General features: G+C 50.4%; 7 protein-coding genes. 5 read left to right on the forward strand and 2 right to left on the reverse strand.

Annotated features, from left to right (window positions below; genetic code table 11):
• Positions 1-57 precede the first annotated feature (57 nt).
• Positions 58-1,578, reverse strand: a complete 1,521-nt coding sequence (locus tag ACN0YN_RS18015) for a diguanylate cyclase domain-containing protein (RefSeq protein ID WP_417386421.1) — start codon at positions 1,576-1,578, stop codon at positions 58-60.
• On the reverse strand, positions 1,578-8,723 hold the full coding sequence (locus ACN0YN_RS18020; protein ID WP_417386422.1) for an Ig-like domain-containing protein: 7,146 nt from the start codon (positions 8,721-8,723) through the stop codon (positions 1,578-1,580). The genes ACN0YN_RS18015 and ACN0YN_RS18020 overlap by 1 nt, the downstream gene beginning before the upstream one ends.
• Before the next feature lie 609 nt (positions 8,724-9,332).
• Between ACN0YN_RS18020 and ACN0YN_RS18025 the strand changes: the two genes are divergently transcribed.
• The 5 genes from ACN0YN_RS18025 (at position 9,333) to ACN0YN_RS18045 (ending at position 18,041) form a co-directional block, all read left to right on the forward strand.
• Positions 9,333-11,207, forward strand: coding sequence for a TolC family protein (locus ACN0YN_RS18025; protein ID WP_417386423.1), 1,875 nt, complete (start codon positions 9,333-9,335; stop codon positions 11,205-11,207).
• Positions 11,207-13,102: a preprotein translocase subunit SecA gene (locus ACN0YN_RS18030; protein ID WP_417386424.1), complete on the forward strand. Its 1,896-nt coding sequence runs from the start codon at positions 11,207-11,209 to the stop codon at positions 13,100-13,102. Before ACN0YN_RS18025 ends, ACN0YN_RS18030 begins: the two co-directional genes overlap by 1 nt.
• A 61-nt stretch (positions 13,103-13,163) precedes the next feature.
• A complete protein-coding gene (locus ACN0YN_RS18035; protein ID WP_417386425.1) occupies positions 13,164-13,979 on the forward strand; it encodes an efflux RND transporter periplasmic adaptor subunit in 816 nt (271 codons plus the stop codon).
• 5 nt (positions 13,980-13,984) lie between these two features.
• On the forward strand, positions 13,985-15,841 hold the full coding sequence (locus ACN0YN_RS18040) for an efflux RND transporter periplasmic adaptor subunit (RefSeq protein WP_417386426.1): 1,857 nt from the start codon (positions 13,985-13,987) through the stop codon (positions 15,839-15,841).
• Positions 15,842-15,902: 61 nt separating this feature from the next.
• Entirely contained in the window at positions 15,903-18,041 is a 2,139-nt protein-coding gene (locus ACN0YN_RS18045; RefSeq protein ID WP_417386427.1) for an HlyD family efflux transporter periplasmic adaptor subunit, read from the forward strand.
• Positions 18,042-18,264: the final 223 nt, after the last annotated feature.

An 18,264-nucleotide genomic window follows, 5' to 3' on the forward strand; every position in this document is an offset into this window, starting at 1 on the left:
CCTGTATTGATTGCTTATTACTCAAATCCGTTTTTCGATGTAAGTATTCGCCGTCTGCTACGCTGGCGCGGGTTCGCGCGCGATTGGTTCCCTGAAATCAGTATCCACGGGAACGCGGTCCCAGCGGGCGACCTGATTTCGTCCACCCCGTTTTGCGACATATAGACATTTATCAGCTTCGTCCAACAGTTCCTGAGGACTGCTGGCACCTAGACTGAATGCGGTTGCGCCAAAACTGGAGGTGACCTTCAAGTCCTCGAACTCCAGACGTTCTACTGCCTGTCGGTAACTTTCAGCAACCTGTTCGGTTTCATCAATGTCATGATTCGGTAACAGGATACAGAATTCTTCGCCTCCGTAGCGGCACAGCACACCAGGTTCCTGGACCAGCTCCATCAAGGTACTTCCAATACCTTTCAACACCAGATCTCCTGTAGAGTGACCATGATTATCATTGATCGACTTGAAATGATCGATGTCCAGCAGCACACATCCCAGTGTTGACTGCTGTTGTTGAGCCTCTTCCCATAGCGATTCCAACTGTTCGTAGAACGAACGTCGATTCAGGCAGGATGTCAGAGGATCGCGGGTAGCCAGGTACTGCAGCTCATCGTTCTTTTTCTGTATTTCTTCACGCGAATCATGCAACGCATGCAGCATTTCTCGCAATTCTGATTTCTTTTTCTCCAGCTCGGTCACATCTTCAAAGCTGACCAGCACACCCCGTAAGTGATCGTGATCGTCCAGCACGGGAGCACAGCTGACAACAAAAGTGTCCGCCACTGTCGAATTGTTTTCCAGTGAGAGTGTGATGCCTTTGTGTATCGTCCCCTCGCTTAATGCACGTCTCCAGGGCAATTCATCGTCCGTCTCGAATTCAGGGGGAAGAACCCACGGTAGCTGTGACATTGCTCGTCCCTGCAGTTCTTCGGGAGCAGTTTTCAGCACCCGGGCAATGGTTTTATTAGCCAGAACGATTTGTTCTTTCGTATCGAGAATCAACAGCCCACCTGCCAGGGTGTCAAGTGCCTCCTGCACACGCCCCGGTATTACTTTGGATGGATTCAGCGACTGTAAGTTTTTGCGTAGAAATAAATAGAAACCGATTGAACAACACGCCAGGACAAAGAGAATGAACCGGGTCATAGGCATCTGCCAGAGTGAAAGCAGCCCCTGTTTCTCTGCCGGGAAATAGATTTCCAGTTGTCCCCAAGGCTGATTCTGTTCCAGGAGTTCAATCCGGACTTTGTTGAACAGGTCTTCCTCAGGCTTTCCTGAAAGATTGAACATTTTTCCAGCATGGATAAATATGCTGCCATCTTTGCGTCTTAATATGGCTGCACTGATATCGGATTGATTTTTCACAACCGCATTCAGGTAGCTCTGTAAGGTTTCGATGTTCCCTTGTGTCAGAAAGAGTGAACTGCTGACTGCCAGCGATTCACAATATCTGGCTCGATCCTGCATATGGACTCGATTCTGATCAGGCACCATTTTCAGACTGCAGGCAATCAGCATCGTACTGAGAGTCAGCAGCACGAGACCAGCCACGATCCGAGTGGTAACGGAGATACGCATCACAGGATCTCGCTTTCATCAGAAGTCACAGATGGATCGAGAGTCTTTGCTTCAGCCTGCTCAATAATACTTTGCAGTGAGTCACCCTCATCATTAGTGTCCTCACCAAACTGATCGAGAATCGCGACGGGATCCATAAACCGCCAGGTCGGCAGACTGCTGGCTAATCCCGCTAACAGATAACTACCCTGTAATGCCCAGAGCAATAACCCGGACGAAACCGTCGTGGTAATTACAGCTGCTGTATTGATTAGACGCTGCTGCTGATCAGCAGTCAGAGTCACCTGTTCTTCAATTTCTTTGTATCTGGCCCACTTCAATTCTGTATGGACAAATTTGACGGGTTCCAATTCCAGAGGACTTTTCGGTTCAGCAGGAAGTAACTGGAGCAGCGCAGTTCTGGTTGTCTGCCCGCCACCCCCTTCGTATTCATAGCAGGTCAATGTGTTGTCTGTTGCATTCGCCAATGACTGATTCAGCGTTTGCAGGTTAAGTGGATTGAACTGCTGATATGACGTATTAGAATTCAGTCCCCCCTCGTCACGTAGTGAGATTCTGTTGAGCGATTGTGGAAACAGTTCAGGATCTGCAGTGGGAAGCTGAGAATAGATAATGTCCTCATTCCCTGAAACTGGATTGTGGTCCGTTCCCTCAGTCTCTGTGGGATCATCTGATGGATCCGGATTATCGGTCTCGTCCGGCGGTTGTTGATCCGATGGGAAAATTTCATTGACCTGATCAACCACGATGGTAATCAGCTGTGTTGCAATTCCCCCCAGTCCATCACTGACCTGAACCATGACTTCATAAATGTCATTCAAATTTCCATCCAGAGGCGATGCACTACCAGGAGCGATGAGAAACGACAGTTCGCCGGTAGATACGTCAATATAAAACTGTCCCGCGTCCAACCCGCCGCTGATCGAGAAACTGAGCAGTTGTGTGTCGAGTTCCAGATCGGCTGCTTCTACGACGACAACCGACAATACATTTCCCGTGGTGTGCAGAATCGCGTTCAGTCCTCCTCCGCTGGATGTGATGACGGGAGCATCGTTTACGGGAGTCACATTGACTGTCATGGTACTGGGGACAGTTGCATCGAGACTGCCGTCACTGACGATAAACCCAAAACTGTCATAAGACGTGCCATATTCATCAGCGAGGGGCACAAACGTCAGATTTCCAGCTTCAATGTCCGCGCGGCTGATCACCTGATTCAGCGTCACATCCGTGCCGGACAACTGCAGTGCACCAACCGTCGGTAATGAACTGATTCTGACACTTTCCAATGAGTCGCCGTCGGCATCGCTGAAATTGAAGTCCGTTGCCGTAAATGTATAGGGCGTATCTTCGTCAGTGGTGACCGAACTGTTGACTGCAGTCGGAGCGTCATCAATGGGAGTCACATCAATTGTCATAGTACCGGGAACCAGAGAATCCAGAGCTCCGTCATTGACCACATAAGCAAAGCTGTCATACGACACACCGTTTTCATCGGCGAAAGGTACAAACGTCAGATTTCCGGCATCGATATCCGCGCGGCTGATCACTTGGTTCAGTGTCACATCGACGCCGGACAGTTGCAGAGATCCGGCAGTCTCGAGTGTTGTGATCCTGATGCTGAGTAGAGTATCGCCGTCCACATCACTGAAATTGAAGTCGGCTGCAGTGAATGTATAAGGCGTGTCTTCATCCGTCGTTACCGTATTATCCACAGTGGTCGGCGCATCATTGACCGAGGTGACATCTACAGTCATTGTATAAGCGGAAGATGAATACAACGTTCCGTCGTTCACCGTAAAGCCAAAGCTGTCATAGCTGGTGCCGTTTGCATTCGCAATCGGCGTAAAGGTGAGGTAACCGGCATCGAGATCCGCTTTGCTGATGACCTGATTCAAAGCCACATCCGCACCCGATAACTGCAGACTACCGACTGATTCCAGGGTGGTGATCTGAATGCTTGCCAGCGTATCACCGTCGACATCAATGAAATTAAAGTCGGCTGCAGTAAACGTGTACGGCGTGTCTTCGTTCATCGTCACCGTGTTGTCTGATGCAGTCGGTGCGTCATTAGAGCCTGTCACGTCGACCGTCATCGTATAAGCAGAGGCAGAGTCCGTCGTGCCATCATTCACCGTAAAACTGAAGCTGTCGTAACTGGTTCCACTGCCATTCACGACCGGAGTAAACGTCAGGTAACCGGCGTCGAGATCCGCTTTACTGATGATCTGGTTCAAAGTCACATCGACACCCGATAACTGCAAGCTACCGACCGATTCCAATGTGGTGATCTGAATGCTTGCCAGACTATCACCGTCGACATCACTGAAATTGAAGTCAGCAGCCATGAAAGTGTAAGGCGTGTCTTCACTGGTCGTCACGGTATTATCGGCTGCTGCAGGTGCTTCATTCACCGGAGTCACGGTAACCTGTATCGTCTGTGAATCAGATCCACCAAAACTATCACTCGCTGTTACTGTCACTTCATAGACATTGTCCAGGTTGCTGTCGAGGGGGCTTTCGTAGTCGGGAGGGGAGATGAAAGACAGGTCACCGGTCCCATTGTCAATCGAGAAGAGACCAGCATCGGTTCCCCCCGTAATCGTATATTGAAGTGTATCCAGCTCGGCATCGCTGGCGCCAACCGTGGTTACTGCGGTCGTGTTTTCGGCCACATTCAGCGAGGCCGTCGCTCCTCCTCCATCCGTTGTAATGACGGGAGGAATGTTTTCCGTATAACTGATCTGCACGTCATCGATGTAGAGATATTCGACAAACAGCAGCCCCAGCAGTCCGCCATCATATCCGCTATCGATCTGGATGCGTAACTGTGTATTGACAGCCATCCATGATGAAATATCCTGGCTGTAATTACCGGTAAAATCGGTCAGGACATTCAGGACCGTCCATGAACTGCCGCCATCATCTGAGATCTGAACGGAGAATGTGTCACCGGATTCCGTGTCGCTGGACAATGCACTGAAAGAGAGTGTGGCGTCGTGTGCTGTAGAAAGATCTGCTTCACGGGTTACGCTGTTGTTCGAGCCGTTATCGCCAACCATCCTCAGTTCGCCGCCGGTAATTCTCACATCGCCACTGCCGGGACTCTGAGGACTGCCCGCGTTGTCAAATTCAACCCAGTCATTGCTCCAGTTAATTGTGCCATCATTATTGCCGTAAGAAACAGATCCGAATTGATCAAGGATCATGTTCCCGGGATCCGGTGACACGTCGATCGTCATCGCATATGCCGAGATCGAATCCAGGGTACCGTCATTCACCACAAACCCGAAACTGTCGTAGGCGACACCATTCGTGTCAGCAACCGGAGTAAACGTCAGGTTGCCCGCATCGAGATCCGCTTTGCTGATCACTTGATTCAAAGTGACATCAGCGCCAGACAGTTGCAACGCACCAACCATCTCCAGAGATGTGATTTTTACACTGGCGAGTGAATCTCCGTCGATGTCACTGAAACTGAAATCAGCAGCGGTAAAAGTATAAATCGAATTTTCAACAGTGCTAACTGTATTATCCGCGGCGGTTGGCGCATCGTTTACAGAAGTCACGTCTATCGTCATCGTATATGTGGAGACAGAATCTACTGTGCCGTCATTGACAGTGAACCCGAAGCTGTCATAACTGGTGCCATTTGCATTCGCCACCGGAGTAAAAGTCAGTTTCCCGGCATCGATATCCGCTTTACTGATGACCTGGTTCAGTGTTACATCGATTCCAGAGAGTTGCAGGTCTCCTACGGTCTCTAGTGTTGTAATCCTGATGTTTGCCAGCGTATCACCGTCAATATCGCTGAAGTTGAAGTCGGCTGCAGTGAAAGTGTATGGCGTGTCTTCACTGGTTGTCACCGTGTTGTTTGCTGCAGTCGGTGCATCGTTGACTGAGGTGACATCGACAGTCATCGTATAGGCGGAGACAGAGTCTGTCGCACCGTCGTTGACTGTAAATTCAAAACTGTCGTAACTGGTACCGTTCGCATTCGCAACAGGAGCGAAAGTCAGATACCCGGCATCGATATCTGCTTTGCTAATGACCTGGTTCAGGGAGACATCGAGTCCAGAGAGCTGCAGGTCTCCTACGGTCTCTAGTGTTGTAATCCTGATGTTTGCCAGCGTATCACCGTCAATATCGCTGAAGTTGAAGTCGGCTGCATTGAAAGTGTAAGGCGTGTCTTCACTTGTTGTGACTGTGTTGTTTACAGCAGTCGGTGCATCGTTGACTGAGGTTACATCAATGGTCATGGTATATGTGGAGACAGAGTCTGTGATACCATCATTCACAGTGAAACTGAAACTGTCATAACTAACCCCATTTGCGTTTGCAACCGGAGTAAAAGTCAGATTGCCCGCATCGATGTCTGCTTTACTGATGATCTGGTTCAGGGAGACATCGAGTCCAGAGAGCTGCAGAGCTCCGATGGTTTCAAGTGTTGTGATCCTGATACTCGCCAGCGAATCCCCGTCGGTGTCGCTGAAGTTGAAGTCTGCTGCGGTGAAAGTGTAAGGTGTGTCCTCATTGGTTGTTACCGTGTTGTTAGCAGCGGTCGGTGCATCATTCAGTGAGGTGACATCTACGGTCATCGTGTAGGCCGAAACAGAGTCTGCGGTCCCGTCATTCACAGAGAAACCGAAACTGTCATAACTGGTGCCGTTCGCATTCGGAACCGGGGTGAAAGTCAGATCGCCGGCATCGATGTCTGCTTTGCTGATCACCTGGTTCAAAGTCACATCCCCGCCGGACAGCTGCAGCGCACCAACAGTTTCCAAGGCGGTGATCTTCACGCTTGCCAGCGTATCCCCGTCGGTGTCGCTGAAGTTGAAGTCTGCTGCGGTGAAAGTGTAAGGTGTGTCCTCATTGGTTGTTACCGTGTTGTTAGCAGCGGTCGGTGCATCATTCAGTGAGGTGACATCTACGGTCATCGTGTAGGCCGAAACAGAGTCTGCGGTCCCGTCATTCACAGAGAAACCGAAACTGTCATAACTGGTGCCGTTCGCATTCGGAACCGGGGTGAAAGTCAGATTACCGGCATCGATGTCTGCTTTGCTGATCACCTGGTTCAACGTGATATCGACTCCAGAGAGTTGCAGGTCTCCTACGGTCTCGAGCGTTGTGATTCTGATGCTCGCCAGCGTATCACCGTCGATGTCACTGAAGTTGAAGTCGGCCGCCGTGAAAGTGTAAAGGGTGTCTTCACTGGTTGTTACCGTGTTGTTTGCAGCGGTCGGTGCATCATTCACTGAGGTCACATCAACGGTCATGGTATAGGTAGAAGAAGAGTCCACCGTTCCGTCGTTGACGGAAAAGCCAAAACTGTCATAAGCTGTACTATGAGCATTGGATACGGGCGCAAATTTCAGATTACCGGCGTCTAAGTCTGCTTTGCTGATCACCTGGTTCAAAGTTACATCCACGCCGGACAGCTGCAGCGCACCGACTGTTTCCAATGCGGTGATCTTCACGCTCGCCAGCGTATCCCCGTCAATATCACTGAAATTGAAATCGGCTGCGGTGAAAGTGTAAGGTGTGTCTTCACTGGTGGTCACAGTATTATTGGCTGCTGCAGGTGCTTCATTTACCGGAGTCACGGTAACCTGTATCGTCTGTGAATCAGCTCCCCCAAAACCGTCACTGGCTCCGACGATTACTTCATAGACATTATCAAGATTACTGTCCGTCGGATTTTCAAAATCGGGAGCGACTGAAAAGGAGAGAGCCCCCGTCGCGTTGTCGATAGAAAACTTTCCGGCATCAGTTCCACCTGTGATTGCATAATTCAGTGTATCCAGATTTGGGTCGGTCGCTGTTACCGTGGTTACTTCGGTCGTATCTTCTGCAACATTGACTGCTGCTGCGGAGCCTCCCCCGTCTGAAGTGATGACGGGAAGGTTATTGACCGTATAGCTGACCTGCACATCATCGATGTATAAGTACTCGACAAACAGAATTCCCAGCAAGCCGCCATCATATCCGGTGTCGATCTGAATGCGGATCTGAGTATCGGCAGCCATCCATGCTGAAATATCCTGGCTGTAAGTTCCACTAAAATCGGTCAGGACATCCAGGACCGTCCACGAACTGCCGCCATCATCGGAGATTTGAACAGAGAAGGAGTCATTCGCTTCCGTCCCGGAGGAAAACGCATCGAATGACAAAGTGGCATCATGGGCTGTGGAAAGGTTGACTTCACGAGTCACACTGTTGGATGCCCCGCTTTCGCCGACCATCCTCAACTCTCCCCCTGTAATCCTGACATCCCCGGAAGTGGTACTCTGAGAACTACCGGAATTATCATTTTCCACCCAGTTGCTGCTCCAGTTCTGGGTGCCATCATTATTACTGTATAATTGGGAACTGAACTGATCAAGCACCGTTTCAGTGGCAAGCAGTCCCAGCCACTCGTCTTGCAGCTTCGATGAAAATAGTGCCCCCGTCTCCAGTTCTCCCAGTTCATATTCCAGATCCCAGTCGCCTCCCAGCATTGCTGCACCGGTGTCGTCAGTACTTGCTGCAAGGTCTGCTCCTGTCAGTATCTGTATCTGCTTGAGCAGTTCCTGTCCGGAGTCGCTGCCTGCCAGATTACATCCATAAAACAGGAGATCCGTCTCAGCAGTGAATGAGTTGCTCCAACCGTTGATTTCATTCACGTATCGCTCCAGGTTGTCCAGCCTCAGCCAGGTTGGTCCCAGTTTGACAGATTGATCGGTACCATGAGAGACGAAATGGACTGCATCTATCTCAGAATAATTTTCCAACGCTTCACTGATCTGGAGAATCCCATCCTGTTCGCTGTCCAGCAAAATGATCTCGATCCGATGCTGCTCATTTCCCTGCGCAATCAGATCTTCTATCAACTGCTGGTAGTTATCAGTCGCTTCATCAATGAATACCAGATCCAGATTCTGCTGCATTTCATCGGTTGCTTCCGTCAGACCAAACTGCTGAAGGAGATCACTTTCAGAATCGCTGGAAGGGGGCGAATTATCCTGGGGTACATCAACGACCTGAGTCGTCGATTCTGCTGTCATTTCTGCCGTGGGATACAGGGGGCTGCCTGAATCGATCATGCCGGCGTCGGATGTCAGGTTCGGGTCAATCACCGCAGCTGCAACGGGAGACGCATTCAACATCAGCAGTTCCTCCAGTTGAAATGCCTTGACTGCTCCGCCGAGATTGCGCTTCTTAACAGACCTTCTCTTAAAGTAGGGAAAGAGATTCCAACACACTTCTGAGAACCTTCTCTGGGGCTTAGTACCGTTGCAGGCGAATCTCTTCGTCCTGCAGGTTGATGACCAATGACAGCCGGTATGAGATGCTTTAACTCAACACGGCAAATATAGGTTCCGCATTTCTGACTGGTCGGAACCAATGACTGTCCCCCCTGCGCAGATTTGTGCATTGCATTGTTATTCCCTCATTCAGATGTAGGACAAATACCTTAAGTGACTGGAAAGGGAGGTGAAGAGATTAAGTTCAGGAGTTTAAATGAGAGATAACGATTACATGATCTTTTATGCCTATGGTGTAACGTAATGCAAAAGGCTTTTCCCTCCTGTCAACTAAACTTATTCAGTCGATACTGGCCAGTTTTTGCCTTGGTCGTCTGGGGATGTTCCGGGTGCGCGCTGCCGAACACGGTGCAGTTGAAGGCGTTAGCCAAAAGGGAAGCCGTTAAGTCTGAGGTATCTCCCTCAAATCTGTTGCCTGCGTCACACAGCGATTCAGAGCCAGACGTGCCGGTGAGATACGATCAGGCAGCCACACTACTCTCGGATGTCACAGGAGAGACCCGATTCCGGTCTCAACAGAGTGCAAACACCCCGGTTGAACTGTTACCTCCGGAGTTGGACACATCACCGATACAGCAGGTGGCATATACCACTGTGAGCCCGCATTACCAGCAAGCCCAGGCGATTGTCCCTTACACACCGTTGCCTCCGCCTCCACTGGAAACTCCCTCTCCTTTACCCGATGCCGTAGCAGGAGAACCGCAAGACGCTCAGGTCATTCCCGTGAATTTCTCTCCGTGGTGGTCCAATATCGTCACAACGCAGTTTCGTCCCGGGGCACCTCAAAGCCTGGTTGATGTGAATATGCTGATCCAGGAAACTCTGGAGAATTCTTCACAGGTTCGGATCATCAACGACGATCCCATCATTGCTGAAACTGCCATTACCCAGGCGATGGCAGAATTCGATCCCAAACTGTTTATCGAGTCGAAATTCAACCGTATCAGCATTCCTTCCAGCAGTACTCTCGACACGGGGACAAATTTCAGTCGGTTGAGAGAAAACGACTGGAATTCGAACTTCGGCGTTCGACGAAAAAATCTGCAGGGGGGTGAGATTGAGCTCTCGCAGCAGTTTGGCATGAATACCAGCAATTCGATTTTCTTCGTCCCACCCAATCAGGGCGATGCCCGGCTCACATTGAGTTTCAACCAGCCTCTCCTGAACGGAAGAGGGGAAGCCTATAATGAGAGTCTGATTGTTCTGGCGGAACTCAATACTGACATTGCCTCGGATCGAACCCAGGCCGCATTACAGGACCATCTCCTGAATGTGACGGAAGCCTATTGGGAACTTTATTTGAACCGGGTGCTGTTTCTCCAGAAACAGAAACACCTCCAGGACGGCCTGCAGATTCTGACCTATCTGGAAAAACGCTACAACATCGATTCGCTTCAGAGTCAGATTGCCCGGGCTCGTGCTGCTGTTGCCCGAAGACGATCCGAACTGATCCGGGCGGAAGCCTCTGTTCGTAATTCCGAAACGCGACTGCGTGCTCTGGTTAATTCGCCTCAGATGGATTCCAGGCCGAATCTGGAATTAATCTCCATGCAGCAGCCGGTTGATGTCAATATTCCCGTGACGATTGAAGATGCGGTTGCCACCGCGCTGGAGTGCCGTTCAGAAGTCGATATTGCATCCCGGGAAATACAGGCAGCCCGGGTTCGCCTGGGAGTTGCCTGTAATGACCTGCTCCCCAAACTTGACCTGGTACTGGAAACCTACCTGAGTGGTTTGAAAGGGGATTTTGATGTCTCCAGGGCCTGGGTTGATCAGTTCAGTGTGGGAGAGCCAAGTTATACAGCCGGGATTGTCTTTGAAGTCCCGTTATACAGGCAGCAGGCGAGATCGCGTCATCTTCAGCGTACCGTGGAACTGCGCCGCTTAATCAGTAAGTTCGAATTCACGGTCGATAATCTGCGCGCAGAAGTCGAAACTGCGGTGCGTTACGTTAAAACAGCCAATCGAAATTTACAGAGTCAGTACCAGTCGCTCATCGCCGCCAATGCTGATGTTGAATTCCTGCAGCGTCGCTGGGAAATGCTGCCTGGCCTCGATCGCTCTTCCAGCTTTTTGCTTGAGGATCTCATCGATGCACAGGATCGTCGCGCAGAAACAGAACACGCATTTGCCACCGCTCAGGTTGATCATGTCATGAGCCTGACAAAACTGAATCGGGCTACTGGAACCATTCTCCGACAGGAGCAACTCAACCTGCCCTCCGATTTAGACCCAATGCCTGAAGAACCTGTTCTCAGCCGGGCGAGTGATCAGACAATACCTCTGCCACCTGCGGTACAGAACAGTCAACAGGGGGCAAACTGATGAAGCTGCAGCAACTCTGGTCAAGGAGACCACATCCAGATCACGACCGCCAACTGCTATCACAAATCAATATGATTGCCCGGTCACTCGTGAATGTGAGCGATGCCGATCTGGTAAATCAGTGTCACCGGTTAAAAATATTAAGTCAGCATCCCGGCGATGGACTAGATGGACTTATCGTCCGGTCATTTGCATTGGCTTTTGAATCAGTACGCCGGGTACTCGGTCTGACCTGCTACCCGGAACAGTTGCTGGCCGGACTGGCGATGATCCGTGGCGAGATTGTCGAGATGCAGACCGGGGAAGGAAAAACGATAGCGGCTGTGTTTCCCGCATGCTGGTTTGCGCTGACAGGTTGTGGCGTGCATGTCATGACAGTCAACAGTTATCTTGCGGAACGTGATTTTCAGGATCTGTCTCCGGTTTACGAACGACTGGGGCTGTCTGTTGGTCTGAATCAAACCGGTCTCGCACCTGAAGCGAAGCGAGATGCTTATGCTGCTGATATTACCTATGGCCCGGGGTACGAATTCGGATTCGATTACCTGCGAGATCAGATGGCATTGCAATCTCAGCAGCCCTCCCGACTGGGAAATCAATTTGCCAGTACTTTATGTGGCAGTAAAACTGTTGAACCGCCGCGAACCGTCCAGCGATCGCATGCGGCCGCGATTATCGATGAGGCAGACAGTGTCATGATCGATGAGGCAACGGTACCGCTGGTCCTCTCATCCCGGGGAGGGCAGCCTGCTGACAATCCGGACGTCTATCACGCTGCGCGTGAGGTTGCGCTCACGCTCAAAGCTGATCGGGACTTTGTCGTGAATGATCGCATTTCCGATCTACTAATCACGGATCTGGGGATCCTTCGTCTGTCGACCGATATCAGTCATATTCCCAACGAGAGGCTCGATCACCCGTGGCTGCAGTATGTCGATCAGGCATTGCGGGCTGAATACTTCTATCACCGCGATATTCATTACGTTGTATTTGATAACCGGGTTCAGATTGTCGATCCTCATACCAGTCGTATTTTTGCGGACAGAAACTGGCGAAATGGATTGCATCAGGCTGTAGAGGCCAAAGAAGGTAAAACGATTACGCGGGAAAGCCAGCCACTTGCGCGAATCTTACGACAGAAATATTTTCAAAAGTATGACCTGCTTTGCGGGATGTCAGGCACGGTCCAGGGATGTCATCAGGAATTCTATGAAGTCTATGGGACTGATTATTCTGTCGTTCCCCCGCATCGGCTCTGTCAGCGAAACGAACTCCCGCCCCGTCTGTTTGTTGACCAGAAGTCCAGGGAACTGGCACTGATCGAATCGATCCTGGAGCTGCATTCCACTCAGCGACCGGTACTGGTGGGAACCTCTAACATAGAGAGCAGCCAGCGACTCTCGCGAAAACTACATGAGCGGCAGATTGAACATCATCTGCTCAATGGCTTGCAGGATGCAGCAGAAGCAACTGTCATTGCTTCTGCCGGTCAACGCGGAAGCATCACGATCGCCACCAATCTGGCAGGCCGTGGCACTGATATCAAACTGGATCCGGATACCGTTCGGGCAGGGGGCTTGCATGTTATCGCATCGGAATTTCAACTCTCGGCACGCATCGACCGGCAATTGATCGGACGTGCTGCACGAAAGGGAGAGCCGGGTTCCAGCCAGATCTTTGCAGCAATTGATGATCCTTTCTTTCTGCAGACCAGGTCGTATGGAATCCGGTCCTGGAAACGACGGGCAGATGTAAATGGAGAAATTTACGTGACGAAGCAGATCCTTAACAGGATTGTAAAATTGCAACACGAAGCCGAACGGACCAATAGAAATCAACGTAAGCATCTCGTGCAGCATGATGACTGGCTTTGTACTGCTACCTGTGGTACCTGAGATTGAAAAGTAAATGTTTTAAAGCACTATGATTTCTATTCCCGATTGAGGTTGAGATCAGATGAACGTAAAACAAACCAGACTCTGGATGATGACCATAGCAGTTCTGTTGCTGTGGAGAACACCATCAGTGCTGGCTCTTGAGCTGGAAGGATATACCGAGCCTTATCGAACCATTCGAGTTGCGACGGACGAAACGGGAATCATTGACGAAATCTTTATCAGCGAGGGGCAGGCTGTCGACAAGGGGGCTCCCCTGATGCGACTCAATAACGATGTCCACAATGCATTACTGGCGGTAGCAGAACAGAACATGAATGCCCAGGGCCGTCTGGAGAGTACCAGAGCAGAACTGGAATTAAAAAATGAACGGTTCAAGATTCTGCAATCGCTGAGACTGGAAGGTAACGCGCGGCAGGAAGAAGTTGATCGGGCAAAGTATGAAGCCGCCGTCGCCAAAGCCAACGTGCAGACTGTCCAGGAAGATCTCATCGCCCGTCGGCTCGAATATCAGAAAATCAAAACACAAATCAGTCGACGAACCATTCGTGCTCCCATTACAGGAGTCGTCCATCTGATTCAAAAAGAACAGGGAGAATTTGTCGCTCCCAACAGTCCGGAAACACTGACTCTTGTGCAGATTGACCAGCTGCTGGCTTACTTTACGCTGACCAGCCAGCAGGCCTCTCAACTGAAAATAAATGACAAACTGGAAGTCACTTTCAAACATGACAATTCCTTAACTGAGGGGACCATTGAATACATTTCGCCTGTCACAGACGCGCAGAGTGGAACGGTACTGGTGAAAATCCGGATTGATAATCGCAATGGCGAATTTCGCAGCGGCGAACGTTGTACGATTCAACACGAAAGTTAATTCGCATGCCTTCGGATAGCACTCGCCCGACACAAACTAAGCAGATTCGCGTCCACACGAACAGGGGACGTCGACATCGTAGTTTGCATAAGTCGATGCTGCGCTGCACATTAACTTCTCTGACGCATGACCAGCTGCTGAATTCACTTATCGAAGAACTGACACACCACTGTCAGCCGGTTGCGATCGTCTATTACAGCCGAGATGCATCCAGCCAACTCGATAACGGGCGTCTTTTCTATCAGCAGACGACAGTTGTTCCCGATGCTGGCATCTTGTCTCAGCTGAAACTGGCCTGCACGAAAAGCGTGCAGAGTAAGGAAGTCGAAATTCAGGCAAGCATCGATGCTCAATTAACGCTGTATGCGGCTCCTGTCACTATCAGGGGAGTGGAAGCTGAAGCGCTGGGTGTGGTCTACCCCTCTTCAAGCTCGACCGAGCCCTTTTCTCTGCTGCTGCAGACACTGGTCAGTCATATTGAATTGTGGCGCGTTCTACGGGATGGATTGCAGAGCGAGGAACAGGCCCGGGATTCTGCCGCCATCGTCGAATTACTTTCAGGTATTGCCCGGAAAACAGACCTGATTCAGGCTACTCAACATGCTGCCCGAGAACTCGCTGACTATCTGGGCTGTCGCCAGATCGCCATTGGAATCAAATCAACGCCGAACTCACGATGTCGGCTCATCGCAATTTCAGACACTCAACATTTCGACAAAGCCTCTCCGGCTGCTCAGGCGATCGAAACTGCGCTGGAAGAAACCATTCAGAGAAATGAAACAGCCTGCTGGTCGGAGCAGGAAAACGGACAAGATTCTGTTTCCCTGTCACTTCGATCCGTTTGTACGCAGCAGAATGCTAAGTCCGCAATCTGTGTTCCACTCACTTGTACGGAACACGAATTACGAGGCGCACTGTGCGCCATTGAAATCGCTGCTGACAAAATGGAGAAGACCCGCCGTCTGCTCGAAGCTGCTGCGACACCACTGGCGAATACGTTTACAGCGTCTCAACGACAGTCCGGGATGACAGGGACCTGGAAGACGGCGTTACGCAAACTGCTGCAGGACAGAATCCGGCTTGTAGTTCTTGGGACATGTCTTATTCTCTCCGCAATCCTGTTTGTACCGTGGCCTTATCAGGTTGCATGCGAATGCCAGCTGGAGCCGGTGAAGCAGCGTTTCATCGTGGCTCCTTTTGAGGGAACTCTGGAAACCATGCTGGTGGAACCGGGTGATCTTGTCCATCAAGGTGATGTCCTGGCCAGAATGGATCCACGGGAACTGCAGTGGAAACGCTCCGGTCTGATTGCGGATCGGAATCAGGCAGTCAAACGCAGAGATTCTGCACAGGCCGTCCGTGATTACACTACACAGCAACTTGCGCGTCTGGAAGCCGAACGAGTGAGTCTGGAACTCGAACTGATCGACCATCGCATCAATCATCTTGAGATTAAAAGTCCTGTTGACGGTATTGTTGTTGCCGGCTCTTTGAACTGGACTGAAGGCGCTCCACTGGAAATCGGTGAAGCACTATTTGAGATTGCGCCATTGGACAGGATGATCGTTGAAGTGGCGGTGCCTGATTCTGAAATCAGCCATGTCAGGGAAGGCCAGAACGTCCAGATACGACTGGAAGCATTACCAGACTCCGATCAGACACTCACCCTGGCACGAATTCATCCCCGCGCAGAAATTCGAGATGAGGCCAACATCTTCATCGCAGAAGCCATGCTGGAAAACGACGCTGGAGTTCTTCGCCCCGGCATGAAAGGACGAGCCAGGATCACGACGGTCGATCAACCCGTTTATTGGATTCTGTTTCACAAACCGTGGAATCTGATCAGGAAATATCTGTTCTGACCAGACTGCTCGAGAGAGGCGGTCAAAAATTACTGTCGTTATCTCATGTTTCAGGTAGATCATGAATGCTGATTTAAGTATCCGCGAATTTTTCAGTAGCTATTTCAAATTGCGAGAGGATCTTACATTCACATTTCAGCATGCGAATGGAGAGGATTACTATACGGTAAATGATTCGCTGCATTCGCGTTATCACCGAGTCGGATCGACGGAGTATACGTTCCTGAGACTGCTCGACGGACGGTCCACGGTACAGGAATGTTATAGCAGACTCTCAACGGCGCTCCCCTTTCATCAATTGTCACAGACTGACATCGTGAGCCTCTGCCAATGGGCATTTCGAAGCGATCTGATCAACAGCCAGGACGAACGTCTCCGCCCTCAGAATGACAATAACAACAAAGCGGCTTCGTTCTTTTCCAAATGGAATCTGATCGTGATTCGCTGTCCGATCGGCAATCCGAACCGTTTATTCTCCCGGATGGAACGGATCTGGGACTGGCTGTTTTCAATGCCGGCAGTTCTCGTCTGGGGATTACTGCTGGTGTGGGCTCTATTTCGCATCGGCCTGCATTACACTGAATTCTATGATTCATCAAAGACGATTCTCTCTACCGACAACTGGTTCTGGCTGGCGGTTTGCTGGGTGATTCTCAAATTGTGCCACGAGTCTGCGCATGCGATCGTCTGTAAAAGAAATAACGGGACCGTTCGCGAAGCGGGTTTCCTGTTTGTTCTGTTTGCACCGCTCCCTTATGTTGATGTGACCTCCAGCTGGAGTTTTCCTTCTCGATGGGCACGAATCCGCGTCGCTGCTGCGGGACTGTATATCGAACTGGGGATCGCGGCGATCGCTGCCTGTCTCTGGGGGCAGTCGACACAGGCATGGCTGAATCATGTCTGTTTTAATATTGTTTTCACGGCGAGCGTCACAAGCCTGCTGTTTAATCTGAACCCTTTGATGAAATTTGATGGTTATTACATTCTGGTAGATCTTCTCGGTATTCCTAATCTTTACACAAACGGACAACTCTGGTTACGGCAGTGGTTGAAACGGATTTTCCTGGGCGTCGAGACAATGCTCCCTGACTGGTCTTTGCGCATCCGGTTGATCATAGCCACCTTTGGAATCGCATCGTTTCTCTGGCGTTTCATTGTCTGTATCAGTCTGATTGTGACAGCCGCAACGTTATTCGAGGGGGCCGGCCTTATTCTCTCTCTCTTTGCGATCGGGCTCTGGGTGATTCAACCCGTTTGCCGCTGCGCAAAATATATCCTCCTGGGAAATGCCGGCGAAGTTCCTAATCGCATCAGATTCATACTGGTTTCGGGAACAACGCTGTCGCTGACTGTTCTCATACTGCTGGATGTTCCCTGGTTTGGAAAATTCCATGCACCTGCGATTGTGGAATTTGCTCCTTTGTGTATTAAGCACGCGGAGCTTCCCGGATTTGTTCAAGAGATATATGTGGAGAGTGGCGAGCAAGTCCAGGAGGGTCAGTTGCTCATCCAGTTACAAAATCGAGAACTGGAAGTCGAAATTGCGAAGCTTAAAATTGAGATTCAGCAATCGGAATTACGCGTCCATCAGCACGAACAGAAACGACAGATTGCCGATCAGCAGGTCGAACAGGAAACCCTGAGAGAATTGCAGACCAGACTCAAGGAAAAGCAGAACCTCTTTGAACAGCTGACGGTTCGATCCGAAATCAATGGCCGCGTCTTAACGCGGAACCTCAAATCGAAACGCGGCACTTTTGTCAGGCAGGGGGAGACGATCATTACCATTGGTGATGACAGTCAGAAGGAACTGCACGTTATTGTTTCACAGTATGATCTGGATCATTTTATGAATGCGCCGGAGCAGAAGGTGCTGGTCCATGTCCTCCAGAAATCACTGCTGCCCTGCCCAGTGAAAAAAGTGATTCCCCGCGCCACTGTGACCTTAAATCAACCAGCACTGGCAGCCGCTTATGGCGGTGAACTGCCGGTCAAACCTGTTTCTTCCGAAGATTCAGAATCCGATTACGAGTTGCTCGAACCTCACTTCAATCTCATTCTATCCATTGCAGAAGGCAATTCCAAAGAACTGTGGGCAGGACAGCGCCTGGACGTTACCTGCCAACCGAACAATTACTCGATCGGTCAGTATCTCTATCACTTTGTCACTTCCTGGTTCTACAATCGTTTGAACCAGTGATCAGGTCATGTCTTGAGACAATGACCTTTTGCGGGGAGATGTCACCATGACAAGGCTGTTGGAAAGACGTCTCGATCACCAGAAATACATTTTCGAAAGTCTCAGTCGGATCTACACACTTATCTCCCCGAGACCAACCATAAATGCGTGGCATTTCCTCTCTTTTGTAAAATGCCAATTCCTGTTGATTCTTAATTAATTAACTGGATTTACAGTCATTACT

This window comes from Gimesia sp. (genome assembly GCF_048260065.1).
GTDB lineage: Bacteria > Planctomycetota > Planctomycetia > Planctomycetales > Planctomycetaceae > Gimesia.

Bases quoted from the DNA above. Each gene is read 5' to 3' on its own strand.
- ACN0YN_RS18015 (WP_417386421.1), bottom strand. From the start codon at position 1,578: ATGCGTATCTCCGTTACCACTCGGATCGTGGCTGGTCTCGTGCTGCTG.
- ACN0YN_RS18020 (WP_417386422.1), bottom strand. From the start codon at position 8,723: ATGTTGAATGCGTCTCCCGTTGCAGCTGCGGTGATTGACCCGAACCTG.
- ACN0YN_RS18030 (WP_417386424.1), top strand. From the start codon at position 11,207: ATGAAGCTGCAGCAACTCTGGTCAAGGAGACCACATCCAGATCACGAC.
- ACN0YN_RS18035 (WP_417386425.1), top strand. From the start codon at position 13,164: ATGAACGTAAAACAAACCAGACTCTGGATGATGACCATAGCAGTTCTG.
- ACN0YN_RS18040 (WP_417386426.1), top strand. From the start codon at position 13,985: ATGCCTTCGGATAGCACTCGCCCGACACAAACTAAGCAGATTCGCGTC.
- ACN0YN_RS18045 (WP_417386427.1), top strand. From the start codon at position 15,903: ATGAATGCTGATTTAAGTATCCGCGAATTTTTCAGTAGCTATTTCAAA.